This is a genomic window from Aquirufa avitistagni (assembly GCF_042715545.1).
Classification (GTDB): domain Bacteria; phylum Bacteroidota; class Bacteroidia; order Cytophagales; family Spirosomataceae; genus Aquirufa; species Aquirufa avitistagni.
On sequence record NZ_JBBKXZ010000001.1, the window covers coordinates 1,181,353 to 1,199,843 of the forward strand.

General features: G+C 41.8%; 18 protein-coding genes. 10 read left to right on the forward strand and 8 right to left on the reverse strand.

Annotated elements, in window-relative coordinates; all coding sequences use genetic code 11:
• Nucleotides 1-7 precede the first annotated feature (7 nt).
• Genes U0R10_RS05155 through U0R10_RS05170 form a run of 4 tightly spaced genes read left to right on the forward strand, consistent with a single transcriptional unit; the run spans nucleotide 8 to nucleotide 2,647 of the window.
• Nucleotides 8-685: a hypothetical protein gene (locus tag U0R10_RS05155; protein ID WP_377982878.1), complete on the forward strand. Its 678-nt coding sequence runs from the start codon at nucleotides 8-10 to the stop codon at nucleotides 683-685.
• Nucleotides 682-963, forward strand: coding sequence for a hypothetical protein (locus U0R10_RS05160; RefSeq protein WP_377982879.1), 282 nt, complete (start codon nucleotides 682-684; stop codon nucleotides 961-963). The genes U0R10_RS05155 and U0R10_RS05160 overlap by 4 nt, the downstream gene beginning before the upstream one ends.
• A 38-nt stretch (nucleotides 964-1,001) precedes the next feature.
• A complete protein-coding gene (locus tag U0R10_RS05165; protein ID WP_377982880.1) occupies nucleotides 1,002-1,406 on the forward strand; it encodes a hypothetical protein in 405 nt (134 codons plus the stop codon).
• A gap of 8 nt (nucleotides 1,407-1,414) precedes the next feature.
• Complete coding sequence (locus tag U0R10_RS05170) at nucleotides 1,415-2,647, forward strand: dicarboxylate/amino acid:cation symporter (RefSeq protein WP_377982881.1); 1,233 nt, start codon at nucleotides 1,415-1,417, stop codon at nucleotides 2,645-2,647.
• Here the strand turns inward: U0R10_RS05170 and U0R10_RS05175 are convergent.
• Nucleotides 2,640-3,782: an ABC transporter permease gene (locus U0R10_RS05175; protein WP_377982882.1), complete on the reverse strand. Its 1,143-nt coding sequence runs from the start codon at nucleotides 3,780-3,782 to the stop codon at nucleotides 2,640-2,642. The genes U0R10_RS05170 and U0R10_RS05175 overlap by 8 nt on opposite strands.
• A gap of 96 nt (nucleotides 3,783-3,878) precedes the next feature.
• The gene (gene rbfA / locus U0R10_RS05180; protein ID WP_377982883.1) at nucleotides 3,879-4,259 is read right to left on the reverse strand and encodes a 30S ribosome-binding factor RbfA; all 381 of its coding nucleotides are present in this window, start codon (nucleotides 4,257-4,259) and stop codon (nucleotides 3,879-3,881) included.
• 90 nt (nucleotides 4,260-4,349) lie between these two features.
• On the opposite strand from rbfA, the gene U0R10_RS05185 reads away from it, so the two are divergent.
• On the forward strand, nucleotides 4,350-5,720 hold the full coding sequence (locus tag U0R10_RS05185; protein ID WP_377982884.1) for a DUF6427 family protein: 1,371 nt from the start codon (nucleotides 4,350-4,352) through the stop codon (nucleotides 5,718-5,720).
• Here the strand turns inward: U0R10_RS05185 and rpiB are convergent.
• Entirely contained in the window at nucleotides 5,717-6,160 is a 444-nt protein-coding gene (gene rpiB / locus U0R10_RS05190) for a ribose 5-phosphate isomerase B (protein WP_377982885.1), read from the reverse strand. The two genes, U0R10_RS05185 and rpiB, sit on opposite strands and share 4 nt — an antisense overlap.
• Before the next feature lie 52 nt (nucleotides 6,161-6,212).
• Between rpiB and U0R10_RS05195 the strand changes: the two genes are divergently transcribed.
• Nucleotides 6,213-6,953, forward strand: a complete 741-nt coding sequence (locus tag U0R10_RS05195) for an LOG family protein (RefSeq protein ID WP_377982886.1) — start codon at nucleotides 6,213-6,215, stop codon at nucleotides 6,951-6,953.
• Here U0R10_RS05195 and U0R10_RS05200 read toward each other — a convergent pair.
• Nucleotides 6,950-8,608, reverse strand: a complete 1,659-nt coding sequence (locus U0R10_RS05200) for a DNA polymerase/3'-5' exonuclease PolX (RefSeq protein WP_377982887.1) — start codon at nucleotides 8,606-8,608, stop codon at nucleotides 6,950-6,952. The genes U0R10_RS05195 and U0R10_RS05200 overlap by 4 nt on opposite strands.
• On the reverse strand, nucleotides 8,598-9,104 hold the full coding sequence (locus U0R10_RS05205) for a methylated-DNA--[protein]-cysteine S-methyltransferase (protein WP_377982888.1): 507 nt from the start codon (nucleotides 9,102-9,104) through the stop codon (nucleotides 8,598-8,600). Before U0R10_RS05205 ends, U0R10_RS05200 begins: the two co-directional genes overlap by 11 nt.
• Nucleotides 9,105-9,263: 159 nt before the next feature.
• Here U0R10_RS05205 and U0R10_RS05210 point away from each other — a divergent pair, with 159 nt between their 5' ends.
• On the forward strand, nucleotides 9,264-10,694 hold the full coding sequence (locus U0R10_RS05210; RefSeq protein ID WP_377982889.1) for a circularly permuted type 2 ATP-grasp protein: 1,431 nt from the start codon (nucleotides 9,264-9,266) through the stop codon (nucleotides 10,692-10,694).
• Nucleotides 10,695-10,875: 181 nt separating this feature from the next.
• On the opposite strand, the gene lysA is transcribed toward U0R10_RS05210, so the two are convergent.
• Nucleotides 10,876-12,111: a diaminopimelate decarboxylase gene (gene lysA / locus U0R10_RS05215; protein WP_377982890.1), complete on the reverse strand. Its 1,236-nt coding sequence runs from the start codon at nucleotides 12,109-12,111 to the stop codon at nucleotides 10,876-10,878.
• Nucleotides 12,112-12,150: 39 nt separating this feature from the next.
• Here lysA and U0R10_RS05220 point away from each other — a divergent pair, with 39 nt between their 5' ends.
• Genes U0R10_RS05220 through U0R10_RS05230 form a run of 3 tightly spaced genes read left to right on the forward strand, consistent with a single transcriptional unit; the run spans nucleotide 12,151 to nucleotide 14,690 of the window.
• Nucleotides 12,151-13,455, forward strand: a complete 1,305-nt coding sequence (locus tag U0R10_RS05220) for an alkaline phosphatase D family protein (RefSeq protein ID WP_377982891.1) — start codon at nucleotides 12,151-12,153, stop codon at nucleotides 13,453-13,455.
• A gap of 1 nt (nucleotide 13,456) precedes the next feature.
• A complete protein-coding gene (locus tag U0R10_RS05225) occupies nucleotides 13,457-13,894 on the forward strand; it encodes an OsmC family protein (protein WP_377982892.1) in 438 nt (145 codons plus the stop codon).
• A 1-nt stretch (nucleotide 13,895) separates the two neighbouring features.
• Nucleotides 13,896-14,690, forward strand: coding sequence for a thymidylate synthase (locus tag U0R10_RS05230; RefSeq protein WP_377982893.1), 795 nt, complete (start codon nucleotides 13,896-13,898; stop codon nucleotides 14,688-14,690).
• 118 nt (nucleotides 14,691-14,808) lie between these two features.
• On the opposite strand, the gene U0R10_RS05235 is transcribed toward U0R10_RS05230, so the two are convergent.
• Both U0R10_RS05235 and U0R10_RS05240 read right to left on the reverse strand, forming a co-directional pair.
• Nucleotides 14,809-16,170 (reverse strand): peptidylprolyl isomerase, encoded by a 1,362-nt coding sequence (locus U0R10_RS05235; protein WP_377982894.1) that lies wholly within the window; start codon nucleotides 16,168-16,170, stop codon nucleotides 14,809-14,811.
• Between the two features lie 14 nt (nucleotides 16,171-16,184).
• Nucleotides 16,185-18,428, reverse strand: a complete 2,244-nt coding sequence (locus U0R10_RS05240) for a peptidylprolyl isomerase (RefSeq protein ID WP_377982895.1) — start codon at nucleotides 18,426-18,428, stop codon at nucleotides 16,185-16,187.
• Nucleotides 18,429-18,491 lie beyond the last annotated feature (63 nt).

Below are 18,491 nucleotides of genomic sequence, written 5' to 3' on the forward strand. Positions count from 1 at the left end.
TTATCTCATGATAAAAGGCATATTATTCGGTCTATTATGCACCTTGGCGACGAGTTCCATGTACGCACAAGTTTTTTCGGGTTTAGAGGAAATTGACAAAGCGAAAAAAGAAGGTTTTTACACGTATATCAATTCAGAAGAGAAATACGTGATTGAAGCTTGGAAGAAATATTTAAAGCAAGTAGGTTCTGTAGAAAATGGCCGCAATGGCGGTACGTTAAACGTATATTCAGCTAAAATCAAGGAAATATCGGATAAGCCTGTAAGCTTATTATCTAAGGTAAGCGAGGAGAAAAATAAGACCAAATTGTTTGTTTCCATCAGCACAGGCCCAGATATGTACATTCAAACCGGGCATGAATCATTTAGAGAGGCGAGTAATTGGGTGGAAGAGTTTGTTCGATTGATCAACTTAGAGGAAGATGTGCGTGTGGAAGAGAAAAAGCTGAATGAATTAATCAGCAATAAGGCGAAACAACAGAAGCTAGCAGATCGTTTTGTACGTGAATTGGATTCAAATAAACGCCAAGCTGAACTATTGACAAAGAAATTAGAAGAAGCGAAAGTAGAGAAGGAAAAGATTTTAGCTAACCAAGAACAAAACAGATTGGATTTGAAAACCAATGAAGATGCGATCTTGCAGCAGGCTCAAAAGCTGGAAACAGCGAAACAAAAAATCAAATGAGATTAGTAAAAATTTGGCTGTTGGCTGGAGCCTTTTGCCTACTCAATTGCAATTTTGGGATGGTAGAATATGCCTCTTTGCATCCACAAATTGAAAAAACAACACAGGCTGATAGTACCCGAAAGAAAGCGATTTATGCCCCTAGCAAAGAGATGGCAGTGGTTCGTGAAGCAGACCAACAGCAAGAAGAAAGCAGGTTTTCTATTTCTGAGGTAATCTGGTCGGGAATTAAATTCATGACAGCGATGTTGCTCAAAATCATTACTTCCATTCTATAATGCCATCATTTCGAGTTCGAACACGGGTTAATGCCCCAATGAAAGACGTTTGGACTCAGTTCGATTCGGCATTATTGAAAAAGCTATCTCCCCCATTTCCTCAAGTTCGAATTGTACAGTTCGATGGCTGCCAGACGGGAGACATCGTCACACTTGAATTAAATCTACTGGTAGCAAAACCCTTGTGGACGTCTAAGATTACGGATTCAGTTCAGGGGGAACAAGCATGTTACTTTGTAGACGAAGGAGTTGAAATGCCTTTAGGACTCACAGCCTGGCGCCATGCGCATCGCATGGAAAAAAGAGATGCGGAATCCACCTACATCGTTGACCATATTTCCTTCAAATCGAAGAATTGGCTTTTAGACTATCTTTTACTTCCTTTGTTTTGGGGAATGATCGTATACCGAATTCCATTCTACAAATTGTACTTAAATAAATAAGCACGCGTATGAAATTAACATTAACTCAAAAAATCATCGTTGGATTTGTCTTGGGCCTCGCCTTAGGAGAATTTTTTTATTTAAGTCTGAGTCCAGAAGTAGCTCATCAATGGGCAGGTTACGTTCAAGTTGTTTCAAAAGTATTCTTGCGTCTAATCAAAATGATTGTTGGCCCACTGGTATTCTGCACCTTAGTGGTCGGTATTGCCAAATTAGGTGATTTCAAGGCCGTAGGCCGTATCGGTGTTAAAACCATAGGCTACTTTTATTTTGCAACCATATTATCCCTAGTAACTGGATTAGTCGTAGTTAATGTAACCAAACCAGGCAGCTTGCAAAGTTGGCCTAAACCCGCAGCAGGAACGGAAACAGGAATTGACGCCAGCAAAACGAAGTCATTGGAAGATTTCATCTTACACATCTTTCCAGATAGCTTTTTCAAAGCTTTAGCGGAAAATGAGATTCTTCAAATTGTTATTTTCTCCTTGTTTTTCGGGGTGGCCTTGGGTTCGATCGGTGAAACAGGAAAAAAGCTTATTCATGTCATTGAAAACTTAGCTGAGGTCGTATTTAAAATGGTGAATTATGTCATGGAAGTGGCACCTTACGCTGTTTTTGCGGCTATGACAACGGTAGTTGCTAATAAAGGATTAAGTATTCTAATTAGTTATGGTTACCTCATGATTTGCTTTATGGGAGGCCTACTCTTTTTCACCGTGGTCATTTTATGGATCATTGCTGCTGTAAATGGCATTAATTATTGGAAGCTGCTGAAAGCATTAAAAGAAGCCTTATTGATTTCTTTTTCAACAGCCAGTTCAGAGGCATCGTTTCCTCAAACAATTGCGGCCTTGGAGAAATTTGGATGTAGCCGTAGAATTGTGGGCTTTGTATTGCCATTAGGCTATAGCTTTAATTTAGATGGTTCTATGTTGTATATGACGTTCGCGACCGGCTTCATTGCCCAAGCTTATGGTGTTCAATTGAGCCTGGAGCAACAAATCACGATGTTATTAACGCTGATGATTACGTCCAAAGGAATTGCCGGCGTACCAAGAGCTTCATTGGTCATCATTGCTGGAACGCTGACCATGTTTAATTTACCTGTGGAAGGAATTGCCTTGTTGTTAGGTGTAGATCCATTCTTGGATATGGGCCGCACGGTTACTTCGGTGGCTGGAAATGGCGTGGCAACTTGCGTGGTATCGAAGTGGGAAGGGGAATTTAACCCAACTACTTAAACGAATTAAAAGTCATTTGGACAGCTTTGCGTGCAGGAAACAAAGCGGCTAATCCCGTGATGAGAATGACCACCAAAGCTGTCCAGATAAAATCCCAAGGATCCATTTGAATGGGATAGGCTTCAATTAAGGCATTGGGAATACCCAAAGAAATGACCCCAAATTGTTGTTGGATCGTTGCCAACACAAATCCCAGTAACATCCCGATCGCCGCTCCCGAGAAGCTAATCAACGCGCCTACCCAAATAAAAGCCCGAAAAACTTGTTGGCGCGAAACCCCCATCGCCATCAGCGTATACAGATCCTTTCTTTTTTCTAAGACCAATAGTGATAACGCATAAAAGAGTGTAAATGAAGCGATTCCCATCACGAAGGCCATGATTAAAAACACAAATAGCTTTTCAATTTTAATGGCTTTGAGCAAAATGGCATGTTGTTCATTACGTGTTTGCACACGGTAAGTTGAGCCAAGAATCGTTTGAATTTGATTTTTGATCGCTTGGTCGTCGGTGTTGGGGGCCAACATGATTTCGTAAGCAGAACGGTAACCGGGCACACCCACTAATTCTTCCATCCAATCGAGGGGAACGATGACCGTTTGGTTATCAAAATTTTGCTCCACTTCGAGCACACCGGAAGGGAAAAAGAAATTTCGACGGATGGCATTTTCGTTCAGTGCAGCGCGTTTCAACTGCGAATGATTGGGGTACCAAGCTTCGATGGGCTCAAATACATTATCAAAACTCATACCCATCGCTAAAAACACACCGATGCCCACTAAGGCAAATGGATGTTCCCCCGATTCGATAAAATAGTCACCCTCAACCACCTGATTTTTCAGTCGGCCTGCCGACAAATACGATGGATCCACTCCTTTCATCCGTACGACTAATTGCTTTTGTTGGAATCGAATAAGGCCCTGATCCTCTAGAATGGGATTAACAAATTTTACTCCTGATAACTGACTAATGGATTTGACTTGGGTGGCGGTCAACTGAAAACGGTCGCCTTTCGCTTGAACAATTTTAAGATCAGGGTCGAATGTGTTAAAAAGCCCTTTTTGAAACTCCTCTAGGCCATTAAAGACGGATAGAATCAGCACGAGCGCCATCACTTCGACGCCTACACTAATCATGGCAATGCGTGAAATTAAGGAGATAAAGCTCGCCTTACTTTTTGAAAAAAAATACCTTTTTGCAATAAATAAGGAAAAATTCACAGGGTCAACACATTAAAGTTCTTCAGAGGGAATTCCGTCCGATGGAGGAATTACAAGCCCTTCAAATAAGGCTTCGATTTTAGCCGCGTAAGCAGCTGTATCATCTAAATAAAAAGCTAAATGAGGAATGATTCGTGCTTGTTTACGGATTCGAATGGCTAATGCATTGCGAATTGCTTTATTGCGCACATCCAATTCTTCCATGATTTGGTCGATATCGTCTGCTAATAAAAAGCTTAAATAGCAACGAGCAGCGGAGAGATCAGGACTCATTTTCACATCGGTGATGGTAACCATCGCTTTGCCAAAAATCTCCTTAAACTCCTTTTGAAAAATATCACTTAAATCCTTTTGGATTTGTCTCCCAAACTTCTGCTGACGCTTACTTTCCATAATTGCTCCGATTCATTTCTACTCAAAAATCCAACAAATTTCAGAATAATAATTGGAATCACCGTAATTTAGCAAATTCAAAATGTAATTATGTTTCAATTTCTACGATCAAACGCATCGATTACCTTCTTCCTACTCGTGGGTATGTGGACGATTGCGACCTTTGCGTTTGTACAAGCAGATATTTCACCGCTTGGCTGGGAATTGAAAAACTATTTACTTGGGCAGAAATTAAATGAGGGTTTTCGCATGTATCAAGATATTCGCGATAACTCGGGACCATTATCAGCCGGATTTTTCCAGTTAATTGAGTTCTTAAACTTCCCGATCTCCTGGAATGCTTACTGGGCTACCGGCATCATACTCTTTCAAGCGATTGTTTTTCAACGCACCATTAATCGCTATGAATTAATGGGTCCGTTAGGCAACATGCCCTTTTTTATCTACACCTTGTTCCTGCACATTTCCTTAGATTTTTGGGTACCCAGCGCTGCCTTAATCGGCCTTACATTTTTGATTCTCGCTTGGCGTGAAATCATCAAACAACAAAGCACCTTGCAAGTTGACGACCGCGTATTTCTTATCGGCTTATTTATCGGCGCGGCAGGTTTATGCTACCCCACCTATTACTTATTCATCTTCTGGGGATTCCTTAGCTTGTTATTCTATTCAGGTATTAATATTCGTCAAATGCTTTTGGTGATTGTTGGCTTTTTAATCGTCAATGGCATCACGGCATTATTGTACACCTACAATGGTAATTTTTCCTACTTAATTGAAGTATTCCAAAAGTCGGCATTCGTTTTTCATACCCCCGCTTGGGTAGATATTCAGCGCATTGCATCGACGTACGTGATGGCGATTCTTTTGGGTTTTTACGGGCTGTGGACAGTCATTCAGCGTCCGAAGATCAAGTCAAACGGACAAAAGGCGCAGCAAACAAATTTCATTTGGGTCTTCATTAGCTTTTTTGCTGCTTTTACATTGCCAGCCAATAATAGCCACAATTACCTGTTTATCCTGCCAGCCATGGCCTATTTTACGCTCAACTTATTCTTCTTGTTAAAGCGTTATTGGATCCAAGAATTGATCTTGTTTGCGATTTTAGGTAGCGTATGGTTCAGCTGGCAATCTGAATGGAATAATAGCAGTTACAACCGCGTTCAGGCGGGAAAATTACCAATTAGAAATGAGCGCTTAATGGTGTTGGGACCACAAATTGACGAATATCAGAATAATCAAATGGCTGGACCATTTGTCAACTGGGAATTATCAAATGATGTGTTTTCTGAGTTGAATACCTACCGAACGGTCGTCAAGTTGCAACGGTATTTGGAGATGGATACACCCACCTACATTTATGATCCTGCCGGCAACTTTCCACGCATGCGCTACTACCTACCCTATTTACAGGATACATACGTGGAAGTTCAAAAGCATTTGTATAAACGGAAGAATTAAACGCAGCCGATTTTATTGACGCGTCCAGCATGCCGTCCACCTTCGAATTCGGTATCGATAAACATTTGAAGACAAGCTTTCGCCTCATCTAAACTAATAAATCGAACAGGCAAACAGATGACATTGGCATCATTATGCTGACGAACTAATTGGGCCACCTCTGTATTCCATGCTAATCCAGCCCGAATACCTTGATGCTTGTTGGCCGTAATCGCCACCCCATTCGCACTACCGCACAATAACAATCCCCAAGAAACTTCACCAGACTCCACAGCATTTGCCACAGGATGAGCAAAATCAGGATAATCAACTGAATCTGCTGAATAGGTACCGCAATCTTTGACAGTGAAACCTTGTTCTTTCAAATAATCAATTAATTGATCTTTGTAGTCAAAACCAGCATGATCACCACCTACGGCAAAGGATTTAGATAAAGTCATAAAAGGAAAGGAATAAATTTTGACAAAGGTCGGTGTTATCAATTACATTTGCATGCAACAAACAAATAAAATTATGTCAGATAATTGGCAAGAAGACGAAGACCGCATTAAAAAAGTATTTGGAGATAAAACCTGGTCTGAAATTAAATCGGAAGAATCCTGGCGGATCTTCAAAATCATGAGTGAATTTGTACAAGGCATTGATCATTTATCTAAAATTGGGCCTTGTGTATCCATTTTCGGTTCAGCAAGAACCTCCCCCGAAGACAAATATTACCAGTTGGCCGAACAAATAGCCGCCAAACTAGTCCGTCACGGTTACGGTGTCATTACAGGGGGTGGCCCCGGAATCATGGAAGCTGGAAACAAAGGTGCTAAAAGCGAAAATGGCCGTTCGGTAGGTTTAAACATCGAATTGCCGTTTGAGCAGACGCCTAATCCGTTTATTGATGCCGACAAGAATATGAATTTTGACTTTTTCTTTGTGCGCAAAGTGATGTTTGTCAAGTATTCGCAAGGATTCATCATCATGCCTGGGGGATTTGGCACGCTAGATGAAATGTTCGAATCGCTAACCTTGATTCAAACACATAAAATAGGACGTTTCCCGGTAGTACTTGTAGGATCCGACTATTGGTCAGGTTTATTAGATTGGATGAAAAAAACGATGGTAGGCCATGGCAACATACACGCCGAGGACCTCGAACTTTTTGCGGTGGTAGATACGCCAACGGAAGCCGTAAAAATCATTGATGATTTCTATGCGAAATACCTATTGAAACCAAACTTCTAGGATTTCGAGAAGAACTTCAATATATCAGCAAGTGGAAGCGCATTTAGGGTTAGGCTTTTCAATAAGCCTCCCTTGCGCCCTACACGCACACCATATTCCATATCTTTCAGGCCCTCAATTTTATGCGCATCTGGATTAATGGAAACATACACTCCTTTATCCATCGCGGCATACAAATAACGCCAGTCTAAATCCAATCGATACGGACTGGCATTCAGCTCAATACTAACGCCATTGGCCTTACAGGCATCCAAAATCTTCATGGTATCTAGGGGATAACCAGCACGCGTCAATAATAATCTACCGGTTGGGTGACCCAAAATGGACGTATACGGATTTTCAATCGCCTTCATTAAGCGATCCATCGCGCGTTCTTGATCCATAACCAATTGGGCATGCACGGATGCCACCACATAATCGAAACTCGCCAAAATTCGTGGATTATAATCCAAACTACCATCTGGCAAAATATCTGCCTCAATCCCCTTTAAAATTTTAAAATCGGTCCATTGCGCATTCAACGCATCTATTTCGATATGCTGGCGCTGAACATCCTCTTCCTTCAAACCTCCAGCATAGGCCGCATATTGCGAATGATCTGCAATGCCAAAGTAGGCTAATCCCATGGCCCGACAAGCCTCTGCCATCTCTAAAAGGCTGTTTTTCCCGTCCGAGTACGTGGAGTGATTATGTACACATCCTTTCAAATCTGCTAATTCAATGAGATCATTTGGTGCATGTTTTTCACTCCAAGCAAATTCTTGCAGACCCTCGCGCATGGCCGGAACGATGTAGGGTAAACTTTGGCTACTGTATACTTCCTCAGCAGATTTGATATTTTTCAATTTGAAAAAATTGACTTGACCAAGGTGTTCTGGGTGTGCCGACCACTGATAGACCATCATGTCAAATTGCAATACATCCGTAAAATGAATTTCGATAGGAATTAAATGACCCGTAATATGACCCCTCCACGTGAACGGAGAGGATTGTTGGTGATCCGTCTGAAATCCTTCAATCGCCTCAATCAAAAATTGGCTACCAAAAATATCATCCGTTTGTGCAACAAAAACCAAGGAACTGATAACCTCACAATCTCGAGCTAATTCACCTGAAACGGCTATTTTGCTAAAATTAGGCGCTAATAAATGCACTAATTCTTCGCTGAGTTTTTCAGCCTTATTGATTCGCATTTTCTTACGATTCTCTTGTAAAAAGAGAATGTAGGTGCGGATATTTTCGGTCACCGACTTCCCAAAGCCTTTTACAAGTTCGAGCTGGCCAGATTCACAAGCGGCTAATAAATCGTCTAATTCGGTAATGCCCAGTTCTTTCCAAACGAGGCCCACTTTCTTCGGGCCCATTCCTTTGACTTTAAGGAGATCTAAAATTCCGGGAGGGCTTTGTTCGATCATCGCCTCTAAATCAGGGCAAGTTCCTGTTTGCGCGATATCGCGCACAATTTGAATGACCACCTTCCCTACGCCTGGAATGGCATATAATTCTTCTTCCGTGAGATTGGCAATTCGACCTGGAAATTTATCTAATCCACGCGCAGCAAAACTCAAGTTTTTACTCTTGAATTCATTGATACCGTGCACATCCCATAATTTGACAAGCAATTCTAGTGCGTCAACAATCTGTTCATTCTCCATCTGCAAACAAAGTCATTTGTTGGTTTACCCCCTCAAAACCCTCATGGGTTAATAACCATTCTTTTCGCCACAACTCGCCGGCATAGCCTACCATGGAACCGTCGGATCCGATAACTCGGTGACAAGGAATGCGAAGTAAAAGTGGATTTTGGCCATTTGCTCTTCCTACGGCCTGCGCGGCGTTTGGCTGGCCTATTAACTGAGCAATTTCCTGATAGCTTCGTGCTTCTCCTGCAGGAATCATGCGCAAGGCTAACCATACTTTTTCTTGAAATTCAGTCCCCAAGTGCAAGGCGATTGGGCTTTCCCAGCGGTGCTCTGGATTTTGAAAATAGGATTGTAAGTCGGCCTGAATCATTTTCTCCATCCCATGATCATCGGTATGATTATCGCCTTTGGTAGTTACAAAGCGAAGGCTATGCAGACCAGATGCAGCATATTCGACACGTATCGTGCCGATGGGACTTTCAAAGTAGAGGAAATTCAATAAAATCATGGGGCAAAAATACAATCAAAATCCGTCGAAAATGGTAAATTTCTACTATTAAAAAGTATATTTTTAGCAAAAATTAAATTATTCTGAAATTAGATTCTGATAACCAAAAATTAAGTTTTAAATTATTTCATTATCAAGCATTTACACGTTTATCGGCCTATGAATTTTTCATTTAACAACTACGATGCGGAGGGATTTTTCGATGAAATGTTCACTCCAGAGGGTCAAGTCCGCGCAGGTTATTCCCACTTTAAGGATCGCGTTGAGAAATTAACCAAAGAGGAATTTACGAGACGCCAGCAATCTGCTGAGCGGGCATTGATGGCGATGGGAATTACCTTTAATGTGTATTCTGAAAACGAGGGAACCGAGCGCATTATGCCTGTGGATATTATTCCACGTATTGTGGAAGCGCATGAATGGGAGAAAATTGAGAAAGGATTAATTCAGCGCATCACGGCACTGAATTTATTTTTGAATGATATATATTCGGATCAAAAAATCATCCAAGACGGGATCATTCCCCGGGAGGTTATTGAGTCATCTAAAGACTTCCTGAGGCCTTGCATAGGCATTAAACCTGCCAAAAACATTTACATACATATTACGGGTACTGATTTAATCCGAGGTGCGGATGGCGAATACATGATTTTGGAGGACAATTTACGTTGTCCTTCTGGCGTGTCTTACATGATGGAAAATCGGGAGTTATTGAAACAAACATTTCCGGAGGTTGTAGCCAAAACACAGATTCGACCGATATCGGATTATCCGCATAAATTACTTGAAATGCTGCGATTTATCAGTGATCGTCCGGAGCCAACGGTGGTGGTTTTGACGCCTGGAATTTATAATTCAGCTTATTTTGAGCATTCCTATTTGGCCCAACAAATGGGTGTTGAGTTAGTGGATGCGCGTGATTTAGTGGTTCATGAGGGCTATGTTAAAATGCGCACAACGAAAGGATTTAAAATTGTGGATGTGATTTACCGTCGGATCGATGATACGTTTTTAGATCCTTTGGCATTTAATCCCGATTCGATGATCGGTATTCCAGGAATTTTTGACGTGTATAAAAATGGAAAAGTAGCGATTGCCAATGCCCCCGGAACAGGTGTTGCGGATGACAAGGTGATTTACGCGTATGTTCCTCGGATCATCAAATACTATTTAAATGAGGAGCCCATCATTAAAAATGTCAAAACCTACATTTGCAGTGAGCCGGAGGATTTGGAATATGTATTGGCCAACATTGAAAAATTAGTTGTCAAAGAAGCCAATGAAGCGGGAGGCTATGGGATGTTGATAGGACCCAAATCGACCAAAGAAGAACAAGAAAAATTCAAGGAGTTTATCGTGAAGAATCCGCGTAATTACATCGCGCAGCCCACCATCTCTCTATCAAGGGTTCCCTGTTTAATTGATGATCATGCCGAAGGGCGGCACGTAGATTTACGGCCTTACATCTTGTATGGCGACGGAGTCAAGGTAATGCCGGGCGGATTAACGCGCGTGGCGTTGCGAAAGGATTCGTTAGTGGTTAACTCCTCTCAGGGTGGTGGGTCGAAAGATACGTGGGTGTTGTATTAGACGCTGGACGTTGGACGTTGGACGATAGACGTTAGTCGCCTTGGCAAACCTTCAAGGATTGCCAAGGCTTGAGACGCATGAAATGCGTCGATTCCTCAAACGATATTCTGAGGTTAAAAAATAAACGCTTGACATTAGACTACAAAGTCCAACGTCAAACGTCTAACGTCTAATGTCAATTTTAAATCTCTTGATTTCTCAACAAATCTTCCATTGTTTCTCGCTTCCGAATGACGCGAGCAACACCACCATCCACCATAACTTCAGCAGGCAAAAAGCGTGAATTATAGTGCGAAGCCATCGTAAAACCATATGCGCCCGCGTTAGCCATGGCAATGATATCCCCTTCTTTCACTTCATTTAACAGACGTTCGTCTTGCTTGCCTTTAAAATCAAATGAGAAGGTATCCGTTTCACAGATATAACCCGTTACTCGATACGATTCTTGATTCGAAGTATCTTGGTTTGACGCATTGAAAATATAGTGGTATGATCCGTACATCATCGGACGAATCAAGTGATTTAGTCCGGTGTTTATGCCAACAAATGTTTTCACAGGATCACGTTTGATCACATTGGTCTCCGCTAAAAACGTGCCTGACTCACTGACCAAAAACTTGCCTGGTTCTACCCAAAGGCGTAATTGCCGACCGTATTTTTGGCAGAATGCGCGAAAAGCGTTGCTCATGATGAGGCCAACTTCCTGCATGTTCACACCTGGATCTTCTGGTGAATATGGAACTTTGAATCCGCCACCTAAATCGATTATTTGTAAATCCTTGAAATCATACGCAAAATCAAATAGCGCCGAAGCGGCCTGCTCAAACGTCTTGCCATCCTTAATATCCGATCCGGTATGTTGGTGCAACCCAATCACCTGCATCTGATACTTGTCAACAATCGCTAAAATCTCCGCTTTTTGATGAATTGAAATACCAAATTTAGACTCAGGATGAGCCGTCATAATCTTCTCATTTCCCCCACCAAAAACATGTGGCTTAATGCGAATCAAACAAGGTTGAGTCGAACCATACCTCGCACCAAACTTTTCTAAAACCGCCAAATTATCCAAATTCACTAATGCACCTTGGGAAACCGCATATTCAATCTCAGAAAAATGTACTCCAGAAGGCGTAAATGTGATATCTTTCCCAGCATACCCAGTGATCAATCCCATCTCCAATTCTTGCGGGGAAACCACATCCATATCCACACCATTCGCTCGCATTAAACGCAAAATAGACAAATTCGTATTCGCCTTAACCGCGTATTTTATGGTCAAATCAATTCCCTCAAAAGCAGCTCTTAAAACCGAGATTTTTTCCCTAATTTTGTCGGCATCGTAGACGTAAAGTGGAGTACCAAATTCTTTGGCCAAATCGGTTAACGCAATGTTCTGAATTGAATAATAAGCCATAGGGAAAATTTAAGCCACAAAGATACTAATCTAACACACATGAAAAGCATATTTATCGCCTTATTCCTTCTTGCGCCAGTCTTGCTTGCTGCGCAAATCAAAAGTGGTCCCATGCTAGGGTACGCTGACATGAAAGAGGTGCTTATTTGGGTTCAGACCCAACAAGCCGCTTCCGTACATATTCAATACCATGAAATAGGCGATAAAAAAATCTACAAAACAGATCCAGTACGAACTGAAAAAGCGACAGCCTACATTGCGCGCATCATCGCCGATGAAGTTACGATGGGTAAAAAATATGCCTACGAAGTGTGGGTAAATAACAAAAAAATGTCCTTTGATTATCCGCTCGAATTCCAAACGCAGGAACTTTGGCAATACCGCAAAGATCCTCCGGCATTCTCCTTTATTTTCGGAACCTGTAATTATGTGAATGAAGAAGGGACTGATCGTCCAGGCCGACCGTACGGTGGGGCTGATGAAGTTTATGCCGCGATGCACGCGCAGAAACCCGATTTCATGTTGTGGGGCGGAGATAATTTCTACTACCGTGAACCCGATTATACCCGTACCGGTATGATTCACCGCAACGACCATACACGCGGTGCCAAATCACTTCAACCCTTATTAGCGAATGTACATCATTATGCGATTTGGGATGACCACGACTATGGTCCAAATGATTCTGATCGCTCATTTCCATTAAAACATACGTCTTTGGAAATGTTTAAGATGTACTGGGGTAACCCTAATTTCATCTTCCCCAACGAAGGTATCACAGGGAAATTTCAGTGGGCAGACGTTGAATTCTTTATGATGGATGATCGCTGGTTCCGTGCACCAAATGAAATTGCAGATCCACAAAAAGCTTACTGGGGCGAAAAGCAAATGACTTGGTTGTTGGACGCGTTAAGTGGCTCAAAAGCAAGTTTTAAAGTGATTGTCAATGGTGGTCAGGTGGTAAGCCCTGCTAAATTGTTCGAAAACATGGCTAATTATGAGGGAGAGCGTAATCATTTATTAAAAGAATTGAAGAATCGAAATATCCCTGGTGTACTATTTTTAACAGGCGATCGCCACATTTCTGACTTGAATAAGTTAACCCGTGAAGGCACGTATCCCCTGTATGATTTAACTGTTTCACCTATGACAGCGGGAAAGGCAGATGCAGTAAAACAAGATTATAATGAAACATTGGTGGAAGGTACGCTCGTAACCGAACGGGCATTTTCTAAAATTGAAGTTTCAGGTCCAGTAAAAGATCGTGTTTTGAAAATCACCATACATAATATCAAAGGGGATGTTATATGGACAAAAGCACTAAAATCCAGTGAACTAAAATAATATGGAAGTACTATTAAGCCGACTAGACCAGGATTTTCACTTTGAGGCCACAGGCTCCTCACCCGTTTCGGTTCACATCGATGCAGCTGAGGGAATAGGTGGACATAATGCAGGTGCTCGTCCCATGGAACTACTATTGATGGGTCTAGGTGGTTGCACCGCCATCGATGTCATTCTGATCTTAAAAAAGCAACGTCAAGTAATCGAAGATTTCCAAATTCGAGTACAAGGTGACCGGGAGAAAATCGAAGGAACAGAGATGATGCCATTCCGAAAAATCAATATTCAATTTGAATTAAAGGGTGACATTGATGGAAATAAAGCGCTAAGAGCTATTCAAATGTCCATGGATAAATACTGCTCCGCAACGGCGCAGTTGGCCCCAAGCGCAACAATCACCCATACTTTACTTTTAAACGAAGTTAAATTCGAAGCCTAAAATGCAAGCATATTTAGATTTATTAACCCATATCAAACAAAACGGAACCTTTAAATCGGATCGAACAGGAACTGGGACAACCAGTGTTTTCGGCTACCAGATGCGATTTAATTTGGCTGAGGGGTTTCCGCTCGTAACGACCAAAAAGACCCATTTAAAATCCATCATTCACGAATTACTTTGGTTCTTAAGAGGGGAAACAAATATTGCTTACTTGAAAGAACACAGTGTGCGTATTTGGGATGAGTGGGCAGATGAAAACGGTGATTTAGGTCCCGTATATGGTAAGCAATGGCGCTCGTGGGAAGGTGCTGATGGTCAGGTAATTGACCAAATCAAAGAAGTGATTCATACGCTCAAAACAAATCCAGATTCTCGACGCATCATCGTCAGCGCATGGAATGTGGCTGAATTACCCAAAATGGCTTTAATGCCTTGCCATGCATTTTTTCAATTCTATGTGGCGGATGGCAAATTATCGTGTCAGCTATACCAAAGATCAGCGGATGTATTTCTAGGAGTTCCATTCAATATCGCCTCGTATGCACTCTTAACGATGATGGTGGCGCAAGTATGCGACTTAGGATTAGGCGATTTTGTATGGACCGGCGGCGACACGCATTTATACAGCAATCACATGGAGCAAGTTGAAATTCAATTGAGCCGCAGCCCGCGCCCATTACCAACGATGCACCTTAACCCAGCGAAAAAAGATATTCTTGATTTCGTATTTGAAGACTTCACCCTAGAAGGCTATGATCCACATCCGGCGATTAAAGCTCCGGTAGCAGTCTAATATAGGTGAGAAGTAAGAGGTAAGAGGTGAGAGGTAAATTGATTTACGTTTATAAATAAAAATGCCCAAGGATATCTCCCTGGGCATTTTTTATTATTCATCTCTTACCTCTCACTTCTTACCTCTCTATTACACTCCCTTCCAGCACCTTACAGTCTTTATACTCATCATCAATGAAGATAAAGACATCGTCCTTGGCTTTCACGAACCATTTTTCGATCATATCATTCTTCTTTTGCGTCAAAGCAATGCCTGAAATTTTCTGATAATCATCGTTTAAATTCGCAAAATGGGGAGGATATTTCGCCTTAAAATATAGGATTCGCATCGCACTGCGGCCATCTTCTGTACGGTAAGGAATTGGCTTGGAAACAGTACCCACCGTCATGGAATCAATCGAGAAATATAAACCAGGCTCCATCGTACCATCAAACGGCATACGCGTTGAACGTGACGCCATGTCGATGAGGAGACCACCTGCGTCTTGTGTCAACTTATCCTCGGATACATTACGGGCAGCTTTATCAAATGAAATTGAATCACGTTGAATCAAAACACGCATACTATCTAAATAACGCGTAGGTTCTGTGACGTCCAATTTCTGATAATCTGGACGCAATAATATATGACGCGCTTGGTATTCTTGCCCACGAACCGCTAATAACTGAATTAAGTGAAAGCCAAACTCACTTTCTACCACATCCGACAATTGATTTGGCTTGAGCTTCAAGGCAGCGGCCTCAAAAGGAGCCACCATTTGACCACGCTTAGAAAATCCTAAATCCCCACCACGCTTACCACTTCCTAAATCTTCCGAGTACAATTTAGCCAACTCTTCAAAGGACTCACCCTTCTCAACTCGCCTCTTATAATCCAATAACTTACTCACCAATTCATCCTTTTGAAATTTATTGGGTTGTGCTAATCGAACGATATGGCCAATCTCAACTTCCGAAGGTAAATAAGGCAACGAGTCCGTTGGGATACGCTTAAAGAATTTCTCCACCTCTTTCGGCGTTATACGCGCATCATCCGTGATTTTCTCCTGCATCTTACGCGCTGTCAATTGCTCTTTCAATGAGGTCCGTAAATCTTCTTTCAAGGTCACAATGGGCTTACCAAACGCTTCCACAATATTCTTTGCGGTTCCATATTGTTGTTCCATTTGCTCCATCCGTGAATTCATCTCCGCATCAATTCGCTTATCATCCACAATCACAGAGTCAATCTCAGCTTTAGCCAACATCAATTTATTAACAACCAATCCTTCCAAAATTTGGCAGCGATTCGGTGTATTCGGCTGACCGCTGGATTGATACTGTTGATATTGCTGCTCCACTTCAGAACGCAAAATGTAATAGTTGTCTACTTTGGCAATAATCTTATCCAAAACCGGGCCCTTCTCCGTAGCCTCTTGCGCAAAAGAAACCTGCGCCAAAAGCAACATCCCAAAACCCAACACTAAACTTCTCAATTTCATATCTTTCATTTTTCCTATTGCATCAAACGATTTAACTCTTCCTGATCTAATTGAACAGGATACTTTTGTTTCAAACTAGCCAACCAATCACGTTCCAGTTGCGCCTGTAAACCACGAATGACCGAACTACGCGATTCATCAAAACGCTTTAAACGCTCAGGTTCTATCGCACGAATTTCAATATATACCTGACGCCCGTCTAATTCCATGGTCTTTTTTCCCACCTCCCACGGCATCGTATCCAATAAAGGTTGTTGACCTTTTATATACATACCTTCCTCAGCCACCAATGTCATCGGTTTCACCGCATTGAAGCGCTTAACAACATCTTCCATGGATTGCGAGAAAAACCGAAAAGAAACCCGCGCATTTTTGCTCTTATCTGTTTTAGATAAAGGCTTCAGACTTCCCTCCATCTTTTCAATAATACGCGTAGACCCAATCCCTTTTTTCATCAAATACTTAACCAAGACATTTACACGCGCATCTGCTAGCGTATCCGCCTCAGACGCATCTTGATGCCCAGAAATCTCCACCACATAATCGCGGTTCTTCGCCATCAACAAAAATAATTCTTGTTGGATCTTATTCATCCCCTCCGAAATCTCCACTTTACCCAATCCAAACGTCACATCAGGCAATCGCTTATTCATCACATAAGGTGCCTGACTAACTAATTCCAAAGCCTCAGCCAATGTTTTGGGTGAATCAGCGCTAACGATCTTCGCCTGTACACGTGTAGGCAAGGTATATTCCGACGCATGCGCCATGAAATATTTTTGTTGATTTAACGAATCCAAAGAAGGATCATAAATCGCTCGCTCCACAATTTTACTGAACAACGAACCTTCATAAAACTCCTTCATCTGTTCCTGAAAAGCGGGATATTTGGTCTCCAAATGCTGTTCCTCCACCGTCATCGTATGATTGTCCACAAACTCCTCTAAATAGACGAGCTCCGGCACGGATGGTAAATAACCTAAGGCCTTCAACTTACGTTTTTGTTGGGCTATAATAAACGTATAAAAATCTTGAACCGTCCAGCTCTTTTGCCCAATCTGCACCAAAGGCATTTTTAAATAATATTCATCCCCTACCCGGTCCTGTGCAAAACGCTCCAAGGCTATCTTTTTCGCTGCCTCAACAATCACAACCTGGTTTTCAGCACGTACACGCGTCATGAAGGACCGACGAATCATCGAAACACGCTCTGGGTCAGTCATGACTTTTTGACGAATGTATTCCGCCATCTCCTCATAACTCAACAACGGTTTCTTGTCTAATAACTTGAAAATTTGCCAACCTAAATTTGTTCGAATTGGTGCCGTGAAATCACCTAATCGTTGGATCGAAAATAATTGACTTTGCAATTCTTCACTCAAGTCCGATGAATAATACCAGCGGCGTAATTCACCTCCACGACCCTTGGAATACGGATCTTCCGAGTAATTTTTACAAATCAATTCAAATGAGTCATCGCCCTTCTCTAAATATTTCTGTACCTGATCAATTCGATTCTTTGCATCCACTTGCAAATTTGTGGCTGCATTCACAGGCACAGAAACCAAAATATGGGCTAATCTGATCTTCCCTTGATTAGGCCGAATAGCCAATACTTTAACCAAATGATACCCCGTTTCCGTCCGTACTATCGGTGAAACACCATTGACATCCAACGCATATACTGCGTTCTCAATAGCATATTGTAATTGTAAACTTGTCACATAACCTAACGAGCCACCTTTAGGGGCTGATAAATCATCCTCAGAATATTTCTTTGCCAAGACATCGAAAGCTTCACCAGCCAACAACCTAGTACGTATGTTATTTATTTTCTGAAAGGCCAATAACGTGTCTGCAGCAGAAGGATTCGCAGGGACTTTGACCATGATCTGGGCAATCTGCTTTTCGAATTTCAAACGTGCATAGGCCTCACGAACTAACGTTTCCGTCTTCTCCGTATCAATCAAATACGGACTGGCTAATTCCTTACGAAAACTTTGATATTCATCCTGAAACCCGGGAGAAGTAGCAATTTTTGCCTCTTCAGCAGCCATCAACTTAAGTTGATAATCAATGTAGTCCGCTAAGAATTTCTGTTTGTTATCAGCTTTGATACTATCGCTTTCTAACAACTTCCGGTAATCATTCACGAAATCCTTTGAAGCGATCTTCTTCGAACCCAACGTAATGGGGAATTCGACCTGCGCAACCGCAGACATAGAAACCAATAAACAAAAGATGATACCTCTAATCATAATTAATTCCACTCCACTTGAAAATTATTTTTCAAGGCTACAAAATTACGCATATTAAACCAA